17 protein-coding genes and 1 tRNA gene are annotated in these 15,447 nt (G+C 65.1%); 16 read left to right on the forward strand and 2 right to left on the reverse strand.

What is annotated here, in order from left to right; genetic code table 11:
- Window positions 1–60 precede the first annotated feature (60 nt).
- The 8 genes from nrdR to MOE34_RS06325 all read left to right on the forward strand — a co-directional run bounded on the left by nrdR (window position 61) and on the right by MOE34_RS06325 (window position 8,278).
- Window positions 61–540, forward strand: a complete 480-nt coding sequence (nrdR, locus tag MOE34_RS06290) for a transcriptional regulator NrdR (protein WP_160784876.1) — start codon at window positions 61–63, stop codon at window positions 538–540.
- Window positions 541–1,638 (forward strand): bifunctional diaminohydroxyphosphoribosylaminopyrimidine deaminase/5-amino-6-(5-phosphoribosylamino)uracil reductase RibD, encoded by a 1,098-nt coding sequence (ribD, locus tag MOE34_RS06295; protein ID WP_242221983.1) that lies wholly within the window; start codon window positions 541–543, stop codon window positions 1,636–1,638. It begins immediately after the preceding gene.
- Window positions 1,638–2,255, forward strand: a complete 618-nt coding sequence (locus MOE34_RS06300; RefSeq protein WP_242221985.1) for a riboflavin synthase — start codon at window positions 1,638–1,640, stop codon at window positions 2,253–2,255. Before ribD ends, MOE34_RS06300 begins: the two co-directional genes overlap by 1 nt.
- 218 nt (window positions 2,256–2,473) lie before the next feature.
- A complete protein-coding gene (locus MOE34_RS06305) occupies window positions 2,474–3,610 on the forward strand; it encodes a GGDEF domain-containing protein (RefSeq protein ID WP_242221987.1) in 1,137 nt (378 codons plus the stop codon).
- Between the two features lie 159 nt (window positions 3,611–3,769).
- A complete protein-coding gene (ribH, locus tag MOE34_RS06310) occupies window positions 3,770–4,231 on the forward strand; it encodes a 6,7-dimethyl-8-ribityllumazine synthase (protein ID WP_242221989.1) in 462 nt (153 codons plus the stop codon).
- The gene (nusB, locus tag MOE34_RS06315) at window positions 4,228–4,710 is read left to right on the forward strand and encodes a transcription antitermination factor NusB (protein WP_242221991.1); all 483 of its coding nucleotides are present in this window, start codon (window positions 4,228–4,230) and stop codon (window positions 4,708–4,710) included. Before ribH ends, nusB begins: the two co-directional genes overlap by 4 nt.
- Before the next feature lie 13 nt (window positions 4,711–4,723).
- A complete protein-coding gene (locus tag MOE34_RS06320) occupies window positions 4,724–5,950 on the forward strand; it encodes an MFS transporter (RefSeq protein WP_242221992.1) in 1,227 nt (408 codons plus the stop codon).
- A gap of 192 nt (window positions 5,951–6,142) precedes the next feature.
- A complete protein-coding gene (locus MOE34_RS06325; protein ID WP_242221995.1) occupies window positions 6,143–8,278 on the forward strand; it encodes a sodium-translocating pyrophosphatase in 2,136 nt (711 codons plus the stop codon).
- 69 nt (window positions 8,279–8,347) lie between these two features.
- On the opposite strand, the gene MOE34_RS06330 is transcribed toward MOE34_RS06325, so the two are convergent.
- Window positions 8,348–8,812 carry an outer membrane protein assembly factor BamE gene (locus tag MOE34_RS06330; protein ID WP_160785015.1) on the reverse strand — a complete coding sequence of 155 codons (465 nt, stop codon included), beginning with the start codon at window positions 8,810–8,812 and terminating at the stop codon, window positions 8,348–8,350.
- A 152-nt stretch (window positions 8,813–8,964) separates the two neighbouring features.
- On the opposite strand from MOE34_RS06330, the gene MOE34_RS06335 reads away from it, so the two are divergent.
- The 8 genes from MOE34_RS06335 (at window position 8,965) to MOE34_RS06370 (ending at window position 14,241) form a co-directional block, all read left to right on the forward strand.
- Complete coding sequence (locus MOE34_RS06335; RefSeq protein WP_242223830.1) at window positions 8,965–9,519, forward strand: ubiquinol-cytochrome C chaperone family protein; 555 nt, start codon at window positions 8,965–8,967, stop codon at window positions 9,517–9,519.
- A 20-nt stretch (window positions 9,520–9,539) separates the two neighbouring features.
- Window positions 9,540–10,094: a YceD family protein gene (locus tag MOE34_RS06340; protein ID WP_242221996.1), complete on the forward strand. Its 555-nt coding sequence runs from the start codon at window positions 9,540–9,542 to the stop codon at window positions 10,092–10,094.
- Between the two features lie 130 nt (window positions 10,095–10,224).
- On the forward strand, window positions 10,225–11,280 hold the full coding sequence (plsX, locus tag MOE34_RS06345; RefSeq protein ID WP_160784867.1) for a phosphate acyltransferase PlsX: 1,056 nt from the start codon (window positions 10,225–10,227) through the stop codon (window positions 11,278–11,280).
- 1 nt (window position 11,281) lies between these two features.
- Window positions 11,282–12,253, forward strand: a complete 972-nt coding sequence (locus MOE34_RS06350) for a beta-ketoacyl-ACP synthase III (RefSeq protein ID WP_242221998.1) — start codon at window positions 11,282–11,284, stop codon at window positions 12,251–12,253.
- 99 nt (window positions 12,254–12,352) lie between these two features.
- On the forward strand, window positions 12,353–12,691 hold the full coding sequence (locus MOE34_RS06355; protein ID WP_023513396.1) for an integration host factor subunit alpha: 339 nt from the start codon (window positions 12,353–12,355) through the stop codon (window positions 12,689–12,691).
- 201 nt (window positions 12,692–12,892) lie between these two features.
- Window positions 12,893–13,423, forward strand: coding sequence for a MerR family transcriptional regulator (locus MOE34_RS06360; RefSeq protein WP_242222000.1), 531 nt, complete (start codon window positions 12,893–12,895; stop codon window positions 13,421–13,423).
- 371 nt (window positions 13,424–13,794) lie between these two features.
- A tRNA-Pro gene (locus tag MOE34_RS06365) sits at window positions 13,795–13,871 on the forward strand.
- Window positions 13,872–13,989: 118 nt separating this feature from the next.
- Window positions 13,990–14,241 carry a GlsB/YeaQ/YmgE family stress response membrane protein gene (locus tag MOE34_RS06370; RefSeq protein ID WP_242222002.1) on the forward strand — a complete coding sequence of 84 codons (252 nt, stop codon included), beginning with the start codon at window positions 13,990–13,992 and terminating at the stop codon, window positions 14,239–14,241.
- Window positions 14,242–14,308: 67 nt separating this feature from the next.
- Here the strand turns inward: MOE34_RS06370 and MOE34_RS06375 are convergent, their stop codons facing one another.
- Window positions 14,309–15,430 carry a glycosyltransferase gene (locus tag MOE34_RS06375; protein ID WP_242222003.1) on the reverse strand — a complete coding sequence of 374 codons (1,122 nt, stop codon included), beginning with the start codon at window positions 15,428–15,430 and terminating at the stop codon, window positions 14,309–14,311.
- Between the last annotated feature and the right edge of the window lie 17 nt (window positions 15,431–15,447).

Genomic DNA, 15,447 nt, shown 5'->3' on the forward strand with positions numbered 1-15,447 from the left:
AGGTTCAGGAAAAGTGTCGCGCGGTTTTCCGTCCGGAGCTGCGTAGAAACAGGAGAGTTCATGCGCTGCCCCTATTGCAGTTCGGAAGATTCGCAGGTGAAGGATTCCCGTCCCGCAGAGGACGGGGCCGCCATTCGCCGCCGGCGCATCTGCCCGGATTGCGGCGGTCGTTTCACGACCTTCGAACGGGTGCAGCTCCGTGAGTTGATGGTCGTCAAGAAGACGGGCCGCAAGGCCCCCTTCGACCGCGACAAGCTCCTGAAATCCTTCGAGATCGCGCTTCGCAAGCGGCCCGTCGACCGGGACCGGATCGAACGCGCGGTCTCAGGGATCGTCCGACGGCTGGAAAGCTCCGGCGAGACGGAAATCGCTTCCGAGGAGATCGGCCTTCAGGTGCTTGAGGCGCTGAAGGCGCTCGATGATGTGGGCTTCGTGCGTTACGCCTCGGTCTATCGCGACTTCTCCCATGTCGACGACTTCGAGAAGATTCTTGCCGAAGTCGCTGCCAAGATCGCCCGGGACCCGGGCGCCGACGGCTAGATGTCTTCCCGCGCGGAAGACGAGCGTTTCATGGCGGCGGCGATCCGCCTCTGCCGCCGCAACCTTGGCCTGACATCCACCAATCCCTCCGTCGCCTGCCTGATCGTCAAGGAGGGCGTGATCGCCGGCTCGGCCGTGACCGCGCCCGGCGGCCGGCCGCACGCGGAAACGCAGGCGCTTGCCGCAGCCGGCGAAGCTGCCCGTGGCGCGACGGCCTATGTCACGCTCGAACCCTGTTCCCACCATGGCAGAACGCCGCCTTGCTCCGAGGCGCTGATCGCCGCCGGCGTCGCGCGTGTCGTCGTGTCGGTGACGGACCCGGATGAGCGCGTGGCGGGCAGGGGGCTTGCGATGCTGCGGGATGCGGGCATCGCGGTGGAGACCGGCATTCTGGAGGACGCGGGCCGGGAGGCGCTTGCGGCCTACCTCGCTAGACAGACGAAGAGACAGCCCTATGTGACTCTGAAACTTGCCGTTTCCGCCGATGGCATGCTCGGCCGGTTGGGTGAGGGGCAGGTGGCGATTACCGGGCCGGTCTCGCGCGGACAGGTGCATGTGTTGCGTGCCGAGACGGACGCGATCCTCGTCGGCATCGGCACGGCGCTCGCCGACGACCCGGAACTGACCTGCCGCCTGCCGGGCCTGGAAGCCCGCTCGCCGGTGCGCATCGTGCTCGATCCACGGCTGGAGCTGCCGGTGGGGTCGAAGCTGGCACGGACGGCGCAAAGCGTCCCTGTCATCGCGGTCGCGGAAAAGGACGGCAAGGGCGATCCTGCCTTCCTCGCCCGCCAGTCTGCGCTGGAGGCGCTCGGCGTCGAGGTGCTGATCTGCGATCCGCGCAAGCTGGATGCATTGCTCACGGCGCTTGCCACGCGCGGCATCTCCTCGCTGCTGGTGGAGGGCGGCGCGCGAACGGCGCAGTCCTTCCTCGATGCCGGCCTCGTCGACCGCGTTCTCCTGTTTTCGGGTGCGGTCGCCATTGGTAAGGACGGGGTCGCATCCCCATGTATGTCCGGGCGGATGCCGCCCGGATTTGCGCTGCGCCATGCGGCCCGCTATGGCGCGGATATCCTGCAGGAATACGAAAGAGACGATTGATGTTTACCGGCATTGTCACGGATATCGGAACGGTCGAGAAGATCGAGCCTATGAATGAAGGGGTTCGTCTGCGCGTGCGCACGAACTACGATCCCGCCACCATCGACATGGGGGCTTCCATCGCCCATTCCGGCACCTGCCTCACGGTGACCGCGCTGCCGGAAGAGGGCGCCAACGCCCGCTGGTTCGAGGTCGAGGCTTGGGAGGAGGCGCTGCGGTTGACCACGATCGGCTCCTGGACGGCGGGCACGCGCATCAATCTGGAGCGTTCGCTGAAGATCGGTGACGAGCTCGGCGGCCATATCGTTTCCGGCCATGTCGACGGCAAGGCTGAAATTCTCTCCGTCGAGGCGGAAGGCGACGCCACGCGCTTCCGCATCCGCGCGCCGGAAGGGCTGGAGCGGTTCGTCGCTCCGAAAGGCTCCGTCGCGCTCGACGGCACCTCGCTGACCGTCAATGCGGTGGACGGCGCGGTCTTCGACGTGCTCCTCATCCGCCACACGCTGGAGGTCACGACCTGGGGCGAGCGCAAGGCCGGCGACTTCGTCAATTTCGAAGTAGACACCATGGCCCGCTACGCCGCTCGGCTGGCGGAGTTTCCCGCGCCCAAGACCTGACGGGACGCTGCGCGCATCCTTGTCTCTGCCTCCAATTCCGAGAGGCGGCGGCTTCGCTCGAAGGGGCAAATGAAGCGCGATGGCGTGACATAAGCGTAACAGGGCGGGCTGCGTTACGTAACGGTACAACAAGATGTAGCATCGCTGCGCGTCAGGTAACGATATCGATACTTCTCCGCTTCTAGGGTGCCGTATCGGACCCCGGAGACCGCGCAAGCATGACGCCTGACTACAATACGCTCCTTCTGGCGATTGCCTTGTCCGGATTCTGCCTGTCGGCAACGCTGTTCGCCTCCTGGCTGTCGTCGCGGGTCGAGCGGTTCCTGCTGTCCTGGTCCATCGGTATCGGCTGCATCGTGCCGGCCGTGGCCGTCTACAGCATCTACTTCAGCAATCCGGATTTTCGCATCGGCTGCCTTGCTTTCATGCTGCAGTTCCTCGGCTTCGCCTTCATCTACGGCGCGGCCTACCGTTTCCGCACGGGAAGGAGCGCCCGCCGCCGCATGATCCTCCTCTTCGCGGCCTCGATGCTCCTGTCCGTGCCGTGGCTGGTCGCGGGCTACGACGGCATCGGCTTCATCATGCTCAATGTCATGATCGCAGGCGCACTGGTCGCGACGGCGCGGGAATATTGGCTCGGGCGGTCGGAAGCGCCGCGGCCGCTGACCGGCATGGTCATCCTCTACCTGCTGACGGCGTTCTCCTTCGTGCTATGCGCGGCCGCGCTCATTCACGACGGGAAATGGGTGATGGGGCATGCGCCGGACAATTGGGCGGAAAACCTCAATCTGGTCGTCGCGATCGTCGGTATCACCGGCATCGGCGCCATGTCGCTGGCGCTCAACCAGTGGCGCGTGGCAGGCAATCACCAGCGCGCGGCCAACACCGACGCGCTGACGGGCCTGCTCAACCGCCGCGCCCTCTTCGCGCGTCATGGCGAGGAGGCCGTCGGCCCGCACCGGGCGGCCATCGCCTTCGATCTCGATAATTTCAAGTCGGTCAACGACCACCATGGTCATGCGGCCGGCGACGTGGTTCTGAAGGTGTTCGCCGACATTCTCGGCAACGTCTGCGGCGCGGCGGCCAGCGTCGCGCGCCTCGGCGGCGAGGAATTCGTCGTCGTGCTCGACCGCACCCTGCCGGATCGCGCGCAGCACGTCGCCGAACGGGTCCGCGCAGATTTTGCGGCACAGCTCATTCCCATCGGCCGCCGCTCCATCTCCTGCACGGTGAGCGCCGGCATCGCCTTCGGAGGAGAGCATTGCACGAACTTCGACTCCCTGCTGAGCAATGCAGACAAGGCGCTCTACATGTCCAAGCGCAACGGCCGTAACCGCGTCTCGCTTGCCGCCTGATCGCCGGATTGCCGCCCCCGGCTCCTGCCGCAAGGCAGGCGCCGGAAGGCCGAAATCGCGGAGCGGGGCGGGAAAGGGCTTGCCAAGCATCGCCGGGCATGGTTTGACCGCCGCTTCCGCCCGCATTTGCGTGGCCTGCTTCCAATTTTCAGGTGATTCATGGCCAACACCGATAAACTTCATCTCCTCATCGTCGAGGCCCGTTTCTACGACGACATGGCCGATGCGATGCTCGACGGCGCCAAGCATGCGCTGGACGCCGCCGGCGCGACCTACGACATCGTGACCGTCATGGGCGCGCTCGAAATCCCTGCGGCGATCTCCATGGCGCTCGACGGCATGGAAAACGCCGGCACCTGGTATGACGGCTTCGTTGCGCTCGGCATGGTCATCCGCGGCGAGACCTATCATTTCGACATCGTCGCCAACGAATCGTGCCGCGCGCTGATGGATCTTGCCGTCAGCGAGGCCCTTCCAATCGGCAACGGCATCCTGACCGTCGAGAACGACGAGCAGGGCTGGGCGCGCGCCCGCCGCTCGGAAGGCGACAAGGGCGGTTTTGCCGCCCGCGCGGCGCTGACCATGATCGACCTGAAGAAGAAACTGGGCGGCGAACAGTGACCACCGACAAGAACCAGCAGCCGGTGAAGCCGGCCAACCAGCGCGGCGCGGCGCGTCTTGCCGCCGTGCAGGCGCTCTACCAGATGGATGTCGGCGGCACGGGCGTGCTCGAGATCGTCGCCGAATACGAGACGCACCGTCTCGGCCAGGAACTCGACGGCGACACCTATCTCAAGGCGGACGCCTCCTGGTTCCGCTCCATCGTCTCGGGCGTCGTGCGCGACCAGCGCCAGCTCGATCCGCTGATCGGTACGGCGCTGCAGGACGACTGGGCGCTGTCGCGCCTCGATTCGACGGTGCGCGCCATCCTGCGCGCCGGCACCTTCGAGCTGCGCGAGCGCAAGGATGTGCCCATCGCCGTGATCGTCACGGAATATGTCGAGATCGCCAAGGCGTTCTTCGAGGACGAGGAGCCGAAGCTGGTGAACGCGGTGCTCGACCGCATCGCCAAGCAGGTTCGCGCGGACACACGCAAGTAGATCGGCATCGGACATGAGCGCAGGCGCGGTAGAGGGTCTTGAACGAGAACTGTCGGCCGCGCGCCGCAACGTGTTCCTGCTGACATTCGCGCAGGCGTTGCTCGCCTCCTCGGGACCGATCGTCTTTTCCATCGGCGCCCTTGCCGGCTACAATCTGCTCGGCGAGGACAAGTCGCTCGCGACCGCCCCGCTGACCGGCTTCAACATCGGGGTCGCGCTCGGCGCCGTCTTCGTCGCCATCGCCGCGCGCATGCTCGGGCGCGCCCACGGCTTCATCGTCGGCGCGCTGGTGGGCGCGGCGGGCGGATTGACCGCTGCCATCGCGCTGTTCCGCGGCGATTTCTGGCTCTTCGCCCTCGGCTTCGTGCTCGTCGGCATTTCCAGCGGTTTCGCGCAGAAGATCCGCTTCGCGGCGGCCGATGCGTCGCCGTCCTTCTACAAGCCGCGCGCCATTTCCTGGATTCTTGCCGGCGGCGTCATCTCCGCCGTGCTCGGCCCGCAGGTCGTCATCCTCACCAAGGACCTGTTCGAGCCGGTGCTCTTTGCCGGCGCTTTCGTGGCGCTGGCCCCGCTCTGCGGCCTGGCGATCGTCCTCTTCCTCATGCTGCGCCTGCCCGACCACAAGGCGGCGGGCGCGGCGAGCGGCGAGGTGGCGCGGCCGCTGAAAGAGATCGTGCTGACGCAGCGTTTCCTGACGGGCATGGTCTGCGGCATCTCCTCCTATGCGCTGATGACCTTCATGATGACGGGCGCGCCGCTCGCCATGGTCATCGGCTGCGGCTTCTCGCCGGAAATGGCGACGCTCGGCATCCAGTGGCATGTGCTCGCCATGTTCGGCCCGAGCTTCTTCACCGGCATGCTGATCCAGCGGCTCGGCACGGAGAAGGTGGTGGCAGCCGGCCTCCTCATCCTCATGGCATGCGCCACCGTCGCACATGCGGGGATCGCGCTCTGGAATTTCTGGGGTGCGCTCATCCTGCTCGGCGTCGGCTGGAACTTCGGCTTCATCGGGGCCACGGCCATTGTCGCCTCCAGCTACCGGCCGCACGAGGCCGACAAGGTGCAGGGTTTCCACGACATCATCCTCTTCGGCGCGGTGGCGCTCGCCTCCTTCTCCTCCGGCAAGGTGTTCAACGCCTATGGCTGGCAGGCGATCAACCTGATGTTCTGGCCGATCACCGGCATCAGCCTCGTGCTCGTCCTCCTGCTGCTTATGCGCTCCCGCCGCGCTGCGGTATAATCGTTTCGCACCCGCCGTTTCGGAAAATCCGGTTTTTAGAAGCGCTTGCCGCAATGCGGCGACTTGACGCAACCGATTCGCAATCGCACTCTGGCCGCGCGCCGGCTCCCTGCTTGTGAGGAGGCAAGGGGGAGCGGACGCGTTTCGGCTGCGGGGAGAGGACCCCGGAGCCTCCAAGGAGGACAGAGCGAAATGACCATATTGCTTGGCGTTATCGCATGCGGGTTGCTTTCGGTGGTCTATGCCATCTGGGCGACACAGTCGGTGCTTGCCGCCGACCAGGGGAATGCCCGCATGCAGGAAATTGCAGGTTATATCCGGGAAGGGGCGCAGGCCTATCTCACCCGGCAGTACAAGACCATTGCCATCGTCGGGGTCGTCGTCTTCATCGGCACCTGGCTTCTGCTTTCCGCTACGGCCGCCATCGGGTTCCTGATCGGCGCCGTGCTGTCAGGCGTCGCCGGCTTCATCGGCATGCATGTCTCCGTCCGCGCCAATGTGCGCACGGCGCAGGCCGCGTCCGTCAGCCTGTCCTCCGGCCTCGACATCGCCTTCAAGTCGGGCGCGATCACCGGCATGCTGGTGGCGGGCCTCGCGCTTCTCGGCGTGTCCATCTACTACTGGATCCTGACCGGTGCTCTCGGCCAGGAACCCGCCTCGCGTGAAGTCATCGACGCGCTCGTCGCGCTCGGCTTCGGCGCATCGCTGATCTCGATCTTCGCCCGTCTCGGCGGCGGCATCTTCACCAAGGGTGCGGATGTCGGCGGCGACCTCGTGGGCAAGGTCGAGGCCGGCATTCCCGAGGACGACCCGCGTAACCCGGCCACCATCGCCGACAACGTGGGCGACAACGTGGGCGACTGCGCCGGCATGGCCGCCGACCTCTTCGAGACCTATGCGGTGACCGTCGTCGCCACCATGGTCCTCGCGGCGATCTTCTTCGCCGGTACGCCGATCCTTGCGAGCGCCATGATCTATCCGCTCGCCATCTGCGGCGCCTGCATCATCACCTCGATCATCGGCTCGTTCTTCGTCAAGCTCGGCTCGAACGGCTCGATCATGGGCGCCCTCTACAAGGGCCTCATCGTGACGGGCGTGCTGTCTATCCTCGGCCTCGGCGCAGCGACCTCGCTGACCGTCGGCTGGGGCAGCATCGGCACCGTGGCGGGCAAGGAAATCACCGGCACGAACCTCTTCATCTGCGGCCTTCTCGGCCTTCTGGTGACGGCGCTCATCGTGGTGATCACCGAATACTATACGGGCACCAACAAGCGGCCGGTGAACTCCATCGCCCAGGCGTCGGTGACCGGCCACGGCACCAACGTCATCCAAGGCCTTGCCGTCTCGCTGGAATCGACGGCGTTGCCGGCCATCGTCATCGTCGGCGGCATCATCGCCACCTACCAGCTCGCGGGCCTCTTCGGCACCGGCATCGCCGTCACCGGCATGCTCGGCATCGCGGGCATGATCGTGGCGCTCGACGCTTTCGGCCCGGTCACGGACAATGCAGGCGGCATCGCCGAAATGTCCCATCTGCCGCCGGAGGTGCGCAAGTCCACCGACGCGCTCGACGCCGTCGGCAACACGACCAAGGCCGTCACCAAGGGCTATGCCATCGGTTCGGCCGGTCTTGGCGCGCTGGTACTGTTCGCCGCCTATTCGAACGACCTCGCCTATTTCGCGGCGAACGGCGGCAAGTACCCGTATTTCGCGGATATCGGCACGATCTCCTTCGACCTCTCCAACCCCTACGTGGTGGCCGGCCTCATCTTCGGCGGCCTCATCCCGTACCTCTTCGGCGGCATCGCGATGACCGCCGTCGGCCGGGCGGCAGGGTCAATCGTGGAAGAGGTGCGCCGGCAGTTCCGCGAGAAGGCCGGCATCATGGCCGGCACCGAGCGGCCGGACTACGGCCGCGCGGTGGATATCCTGACCAAGGCGGCGATCCGCGAGATGATCGTGCCTTCGCTGCTGCCGGTTTTGGCACCGCTCGTCGTCTATTTCGGCGTGCTCGCCATCTCCGGCTCCAAGGCGTCGGCCTTCGCGGCGCTCGGCGCCTCGCTGCTCGGCGTCATCGTCAACGGCCTCTTCGTCGCTATTTCCATGACCTCCGGTGGCGGTGCATGGGATAACGCAAAGAAGAGCTTCGAGGACGGTTTCGTCGACAAGGACGGCACCCGCCATCTCAAGGGCTCGGAAGCCCACAAGGCCTCCGTCACCGGCGACACGGTCGGCGATCCCTATAAGGACACGGCCGGCCCGGCGGTGAACCCGGCGATCAAGATCACCAATATCGTGGCCTTGCTGCTGCTCGCCGTCCTCGCCTGAACCGAAAGGCGCGCAAACAAAAACCGCGGGGAGCGATCCCCGCGGTTTCTTTTTGATACCGGCCGAGCGTCAGTTGCTCATCAGGTTCTTCATCATGTTGCCGGGGCTTGCGCCGCCGCGCAGCAACTGGCCGAGGAACGTCGTCTCCGCGCCGCCCGTGGGCGTGACGCGCGCGATCATGTCGAAGACCTTGCCGTCCTGCATCGTGTAGTGCCCAAGGCGCTCGACATTGCCGTCCTTGTCGAAATAGACGGCGAGCACGCTCTGCTCGACGATCTTCGGCTTCATGAAGGCGGCGGAGCGTTTGCGCTTCTGCGAGATGTAGTAGAAGACTTCGTTGTCGAAGGTCGCGGTCGCGGACGGCGTGCCGAGCGACAGCAGGACCTGCTCGCGCGAGGAGCCGACCGGCGCCAGCGCCAGCGTTTCCTGGTCGACGACATAGCCTTGGTAGAGAACTTCGCTCGGACCCTGGCAGGCCGCAAGAACGGAAGCGGAGAGGGTGACGGCAACGGCGGCGTTACGCAACAGCTTCATATTCACATAATCTCTCTTCACAATTTCCCCGGGACTATGATGGCCGCGCAGCCATTGCAATTCATGCCTGCTTCGGTAAACCAGCTTCGAGCGTCATGCAACATGACTTGCGACGGCTCCATGGTTTGAATCGGGCAAAACTAGGCTTTATGATGATTTTCGGCCTGTTCGGCAAAAAAAACGGCAACCGGCGCATCGTCGAAAAGCAGTATGCGACCCTGACAAAGGCGGCGCGCCATCCCTATCTCTATGAAGCGCTTGACGTTCCTGACACGGTCATGGGGCGGTTCGAGATGCTGTCGGCGATGCTGATCCTCTATTTCCGGCGCACGCGCGCAAGCGCCACCTCCGGTCAGGAGATCGCCCAGGAGATCGTCGACGCCTTCTTCGAGGACGTCGACCATTCGATTCGCGAGCTTGGCGTCGGCGATGTCGGCGTGCCCAAGCGCATGAAGAAATTCGCCGGCATGTTCTACGGCCGGCTGGAATCCTACGCGGCGGCGCTGGACGCCGGGGACCGCGCGGGACTGGCGACGGCGCTTGCGCGCAATATTCATCCGGAGGCCGGCGACGCCGCGCCGACGATGGAGGCGCTGGCCGGATATCTCTTCATCGCCGAAAAGGCGATGGCGGATGTCGGGGAAAGCGAGATCGAGACCGGCGCGCTCTGGGTGGCTGAGCCCGGCCCGCAAGGATACGCCGCCTGAAGGCGGCTGGAAGGCAGACGATGAAGAAAGACGACGACACGCCGTTCTCCTATCCGGTCAAGGTCGGGCATATCTCGGCCAACCCGGTGGAGGTGACTATAAGCGCAGATGCCGGGGAGCGGGCGGGGCTGGCGAAGCTCTGGTCCATCCTGGAGGTGAAGGCGCTGACCGCGACCTTCGAGGTGCGCCGCTGGAAGCGGGACGGCGTGCGGCTCAAGGGCCGCGTCACCGCCGATATCGTGCAGGCCTGCGTGGTGACGCTCGATCCGGTGGAAAGCCATATCGACGAGCCGGTCGAGGTGGTCTTCGTGCCGGAAGGATCGAAGCTGGCACGGCTGCCGCTGGCGAGCGAAAGCGGCGAAATGCTGCTCGATCCGGATGGTCCGGACGCACCGGAAATCTTCTCCGGCGACAGCATCGATGCCGGCGAAGTTGCCGCCGAGCATGTGGCGCTCGCCATCGATCCCTATCCGCGCAAGGCCGATACGGGCTTCGCCGGCCATATCGAGAGCACGGACAAGGACGACCGCAAACCCTCGCCCTTCGCGGTTCTGAAGGACTGGAAAAAAGACTGAACGGCCCGGCAAGCGTCCGATAATTCAGTTGTGCACCCGGCGAAAAGCGGTATTTTGGCCGAATTCCGCTATGGTGGCCCTCGTGCCGCCGGGACAAGAAAATACGGCCAAGAAGGTAGGCAAGACTCGCGTGGTCAGAATTTCCGTCGACGTCATGGGTGGCGATTTCGGTCCGAAGGTCGCCATCCCCGGCGCAGCCAAGGCCCTCGAGCGCCATCCCGAAATCCGCTTCGTCCTCTTTGGCAATGCCGCTGAATGCGAGCCGCTTCTGGCGCAACACCCGAAGCTGAAAGCCGCAAGCACCTTCCATCATTGCGACGTCGCCGTCGCCATGGACGAGAAGCCGAGCCAGGCGCTGCGCCGTGGTCGCGGCAAATCCTCCATGTGGCAGTCCATCGACGCCGTCGCGAAAGGGCAGGCCGATGTCGCCGTCTCCGCCGGCAATACCGGCGCGCTGATGGCCATGTCGAAATTCTGCCTGCGCATGATGGCCAATATCGAGCGCCCCGCCATCGCCGGCATCTGGCCGACGCTGAAGGGCGAGAGCATCGTGCTCGATATCGGCGCGACCATCGGCGCCGACGCCAACCAGCTTTTCGACTTCGCGCTGATGGGCGGCGCGATGGCGCGCGCGCTCTTCGAGATCGACCGGCCGACGCTGGGCCTTCTCAATGTCGGCGTCGAGGAGATCAAGGGCCAGGAAGAGGTGAAAGCCGCCGGCCAGCTCATCCGCGAGGCCAATTTCGACACGATTGACTATTACGGCTTCGTCGAGGGCGACGATATCGGTCGCGGCACGGTGGATGTCGTGGTAACGGAAGGCTTTGCGGGCAATATCGCATTGAAGGCGGCGGAAGGCACAGCGCGGCAGATCGCCGAATACCTGCGCGCGGCCATGTCGCGCACCCTGCTGGCCAAGCTCGGCTATCTTCTCGCCAAGGGCGCGTTCGACCGCGTGCGCGAGAAGATGGACCCGCGCAAGGTCAACGGCGGCGTGTTCCTCGGCCTCAACGGCATCGTCATCAAGAGCCACGGCGGCACGGACGCCGAGGGCTTTGCCGCAGCGGTCGATGTCGGTTACGACATGGTCCGCAACGGCCTCAAGGACAAGATCGAAAACGATTTGCAGAAGTATCACGCGGGCCGGCCTGTCGAAGGCGCCCAAGGCGTGAACGACGGGGTATAGAATGATTCGTTCAGTGGTCCGCGGTTTCGGAACGGCGCTTCCGAAACGGGTAGTCACCAATGCCGAAATGGAAAGCATGGTCGACACGTCCGATGAGTGGATCGTGCAGCGCACCGGCATCCGCCAGCGCTACATCGCCGGCGAAGGTGAGACGACAGCTTCGCTCGGCGAGGCGGCCGCACGCGCGGCGCTCGACAGGGCGGGCCTGACCGCCGCCGATATCGACCTCATCGTCGTCGCCACCTCGACGCCCGACAACACCTTCCCGGCGACCGCCGTCAACATCCAGAACCGCCTCGGCATGCATCACGGCTTTGCCTTCGACCTGCAGGCGGTCTGTTCCGGCTTCGTCTATGCCGTGACGACGGCGGATGCCTATATCCGCGGCGGCCTTGCAAAGCGCGTTCTCGTCATCGGCGCGGAAACCTTCTCGCGCATTCTCGACTGGACGGACCGCACGACCTGCGTGCTTTTCGGCGACGGCGCGGGCGCCATCGTGCTGGAAGCGCAGGACGGGGCAGGCACCAATGCGGATCGCGGCGTGCTGACGACGCAGCTCCGGTCGGACGGTGCGCACCGCGACAAGCTCTATGTCGACGGCGGCCCTTCCACCACGGGCACGGTCGGCCACCTGCGCATGGAGGGCCGCGAGGTCTTCAAGCATGCGGTCGGCATGATCACCGACGTCATCGTCTCGGCCTTCGATGCGACCGGGTTTTCCGCCGAGGATGTCGACTGGCTGGTGCCGCACCAGGCGAACAAGCGCATCATCGACGGCTCGGCCAAGAAGCTCGGCATTCCGCTGGAGAAGGTCGTCATCACCGTCGATCAGCACGGCAACACCTCCGCCGCATCCATCCCGCTGGCGCTTGCTGCTGCGGCGGCGGACGGCCGCATCAAGGAAGGCGACCTCGTGCTTCTGGAAGCCATGGGCGGCGGTTTCACCTGGGGCGCGGTGCTGCTGCGCTGGTAGGGTGGGGCCGCTTCTACGCGGCCGCTTGACCCGAGGGGGCAAGGACAATACTCTTCCGCCACTAACCATACGCTTTCAATAGGAAATCGGTGAGGAACGATGAGCGGCAAGACGGTGACACGCGCAGATTTGGCCGAATCGGTTTTCCGGAAGGTCGGCCTTTCCAGAACCGAATCGGCGGAACTCGTCGAAACCGTGATCGATGAGATTTGCAACGCCATCGTGCGGGGCGAGAGCGTAAAGCTCTCCTCCTTCGCCACCTTCCAGGTGCGCGACAAGAACGAGCGCATCGGCCGCAATCCGAAGACCGGCGAGGAAGTGCCGATCTCGCCGCGCCGCGTGATGACCTTCAAGGCGTCCAACGTGCTGAAGCAGCGGGTGCTGAAATCGCATCTCTCCCGCAAGGCGAAGCAGAAGCCGGCTTCGCCCGCCTCCTGAGGCCTCTTGGCCAGATGCGGCAACCTCTTCGCGAAAGGGGAGGCCTGCGCTACCGGGTTGCCGTCGGATTCTGCGGTTTTTCGGCCGGCCGCCGCGACACATACGATTTGAAACTTGAATATCGCCCGACAAGCCGCTGAAATGAATGCGATTCGGCAGCGCCTTCGGCGTGCGTCAGTATGAGCTTTCATCGAGGATAGAATGGACAAGAGTCCGGACGCTTTCCGCACCATCAGCGAGGTCGCTGACGACCTCGACCTGCCGCAGCATGTGCTGCGCTTCTGGGAGACGCGCTTCACGCAGATCAAGCCGATGAAGCGTGGCGGTGGGCGGCGCTATTACCGGCCCGAGGATGTGGACCTGCTGAAGGGCATCCGCCACCTGCTGTACGATCACGGCTATACGATCAAGGGCGTCCAGAAGCTGCTCAAGGTCAACGGCAACAAGTTCGTGGCGGCGATCGCCAGCGGCGACCTTGCCACCGTCGAGGCCCTTGCCGCTGCCAGCCATGAGGACCCGACGCCGCCGAAGGCCGGCAGCGACGAGGACCAGATCGTCGGCCGCGCCAAGGCTCCCGCCAGCCGCCGCTTCTTCTCCTTCGTCGGCGGCGGCGACGAGCCGCCGGAAATCTCGCTCGGCAAGACGAGCGTCGGCAAGGAGGATCGCGCGCTGCTCCAGGAAGCGCTTTACGACCTCCTCGAATGCAAGCGCCTGCTCGATCAGGTGCGATAGCCCGCATCGCAATCCCCATACGAAAAAGCCCCGCCGATGGCGGGGCAAACAGGCGTCACGCTTGGCTCTTGTGACGCGGGGGAGTGTTCGCAAATGACAAGCGAACGGTGGCATTCTACGACTTTCGTCTAATGCGGGGGAAGGTCTGATTCGGCGAATCCGGTACGGCTGCGCAAAGAAATATCAGGAAATGGATTTGGGGACCCGTTGCGGCGGGTGTGATGTTGGAGCACGGGGCCGGGGCGGTTGCGGCCCTCCGCCGGAAAACCGGAACTCCATCGTTCCGTACCTGTGCATGGGATGCGATTTCGTGCGGCAGGGAAATTTCCGCTTGCATCCAAGTGCCCGAGACTATAGGGGTTTGCGCGGTCCGGAATGTAGCGCAGCCCGGTAGCGCACTTGACTGGGGGTCAAGGGGTCGTGGGTTCGAATCCCGCCATTCCGACCATTTTTCCTTTGATCATCGATTGATGCCGAAGTTCCATTCGTGGAACTTTTCGGCATGTTTTGCGTTTCCTCAGCGCCGGCCCGCGCGCCGGCATCATCTGGAGCTTGAGGAGACGCCCATGGAAGACGCAGGTATCGGCTGGATCGCGGCCATCATCATCGGAGGCTTCGCCGGCTGGCTCGCCGAGAGGTTCATGAAGAGCGACATGGGCGTGCTGATGAACATCGTGCTCGGCATTGTCGGCGCGATGGTGGCAAATCTTCTGCTGGGCCTGATCGGCGTGTCGCTGGGCGGCTGGCTCGGCTACCTCGTCGCCGGTTTCCTCGGCGCCTGCATTCTGATCGCGCTTGCGCGGGCTGTACGGCGCTAAAAATATCCGTGTGCGAAAAAGGGTTTTGCAAAGGCCGTCCTTCCGGGAGGAGGGGCGATCCCTTGAGTCAGGTGAGCAGGCTACGGTAGAGCGCTTCCGTCTCGCCGATCATCCGTGTCAGGTCATAGTCCCGGCTTCGGGCTAGGGCGGCCTCGGCGTAGGGCGCGAGGCGTCCGGGACGGGAAAAGGCCAGCATGGCTTCGGCAAGCGGGGCCGGGTCGTCGTCATTGGCGACCAGGAGGCCGTTTTCGCCGTCCTTCAGGACGGTCGAGGCCCCGCCGACATCCGACAGGATCAGCGGCTTTCCGGCGGCAGCGGCTTCCAGCATGGCATAGGACATCGCCTCGTAGCGGCTTGGAACGACGAGGGCGTCCATCGCCGCTATCGCCTGCGGGCCGGTGAAGTCGTTGGTGAGGTGGATACGTCCTGCATGGCGGCCGGCATCGATCTGCCTGCGCAGCGCTTCCCGCATCTCGCCGTCTCCGATCATCAGCAGCCTTGCATGCGGCGCGCGCTCGGCGAGGCGCTCGAAGGCGGCGACGAGGCGTTCGGGCGCCTTCTGGTGCGTCAGGCGGCCGACGAAGCCGAAGAGGAGGGCGCCGTCGGGAATACCGAGGGCGGTCCGCACCGGCGCGCGCGATCCGGCAGGCGGCGTCGCCACCCCGTTGACGATGAGTGTCAGTTTCTCGCGCGGTATGCCCAGGGTACAGGCATGGGCGTATTCGTCCGCCGAAACGCAAACCAGCCGGTCGGTGAAGCTGCGGGCGAGTATCTTTTCGATCGTGCCGAAGACCGCGCGGCCGACAGTGCCCAGGCCCGGATCCATGGTGCGGAAGGCATGCGGCGTATAGACCCGCGGCACATGCGGGCCGGGAAGGCGAATGCGGGAAAGCGCGCCGGCCTTGGAGCTGTGGCCGTGGACGATGTCGAACGGACCGGCGCGGCGCATGACCCCGCGCAGCGCCCACCAGGCGGGAAAATCCGAAAGACCCGGCATGCGCATCATGGCGACGGCGTGCAGACCGGCAAGGTTTAGTGCGGTCAGTTCCTCGACGAAGCGCCGGTCGGCCCTGACGGGTGAATAGATGGCGTGCACCGCATGGCCGCGCGCCTGCATGCCCCGACAGAGATCGAGGAAGTGGCGGCCGGACCCGCCGCCGCTCGGCTCCAGCACCTCAAGGAGGCGCATGGGCCGCGGACCCGTGT

Origin of the sequence: Shinella zoogloeoides (assembly GCF_022682305.1) — a bacterium.
Lineage (GTDB): Bacteria > Pseudomonadota > Alphaproteobacteria > Rhizobiales > Rhizobiaceae > Shinella > Shinella zoogloeoides_B.

Excerpts from the sequence above, each read along its gene's own strand:
- nrdR (WP_160784876.1), top strand. The coding sequence starts at position 61 with ATGCGCTGCCCCTATTGCAGTTCGGAAGATTCGCAGGTGAAGGATTCC.
- ribD (WP_242221983.1), top strand. The coding sequence starts at position 541 with ATGTCTTCCCGCGCGGAAGACGAGCGTTTCATGGCGGCGGCGATCCGC.
- MOE34_RS06300 (WP_242221985.1), top strand. The coding sequence starts at position 1,638 with ATGTTTACCGGCATTGTCACGGATATCGGAACGGTCGAGAAGATCGAG.
- MOE34_RS06305 (WP_242221987.1), top strand. The coding sequence starts at position 2,474 with ATGACGCCTGACTACAATACGCTCCTTCTGGCGATTGCCTTGTCCGGA.
- ribH (WP_242221989.1), top strand. The coding sequence starts at position 3,770 with ATGGCCAACACCGATAAACTTCATCTCCTCATCGTCGAGGCCCGTTTC.
- MOE34_RS06320 (WP_242221992.1), top strand. The coding sequence starts at position 4,724 with ATGAGCGCAGGCGCGGTAGAGGGTCTTGAACGAGAACTGTCGGCCGCG.
- MOE34_RS06325 (WP_242221995.1), top strand. The coding sequence starts at position 6,143 with ATGACCATATTGCTTGGCGTTATCGCATGCGGGTTGCTTTCGGTGGTC.
- MOE34_RS06330 (WP_160785015.1), bottom strand. The coding sequence starts at position 8,812 with ATGAAGCTGTTGCGTAACGCCGCCGTTGCCGTCACCCTCTCCGCTTCC.
- MOE34_RS06335 (WP_242223830.1), top strand. The coding sequence starts at position 8,965 with ATGATTTTCGGCCTGTTCGGCAAAAAAAACGGCAACCGGCGCATCGTC.
- MOE34_RS06340 (WP_242221996.1), top strand. The coding sequence starts at position 9,540 with ATGAAGAAAGACGACGACACGCCGTTCTCCTATCCGGTCAAGGTCGGG.
- MOE34_RS06350 (WP_242221998.1), top strand. The coding sequence starts at position 11,282 with ATGATTCGTTCAGTGGTCCGCGGTTTCGGAACGGCGCTTCCGAAACGG.
- MOE34_RS06355 (WP_023513396.1), top strand. The coding sequence starts at position 12,353 with ATGAGCGGCAAGACGGTGACACGCGCAGATTTGGCCGAATCGGTTTTC.
- MOE34_RS06360 (WP_242222000.1), top strand. The coding sequence starts at position 12,893 with ATGGACAAGAGTCCGGACGCTTTCCGCACCATCAGCGAGGTCGCTGAC.
- MOE34_RS06370 (WP_242222002.1), top strand. The coding sequence starts at position 13,990 with ATGGAAGACGCAGGTATCGGCTGGATCGCGGCCATCATCATCGGAGGC.
- MOE34_RS06375 (WP_242222003.1), bottom strand. The coding sequence starts at position 15,430 with ATGCGCCTCCTTGAGGTGCTGGAGCCGAGCGGCGGCGGGTCCGGCCGC.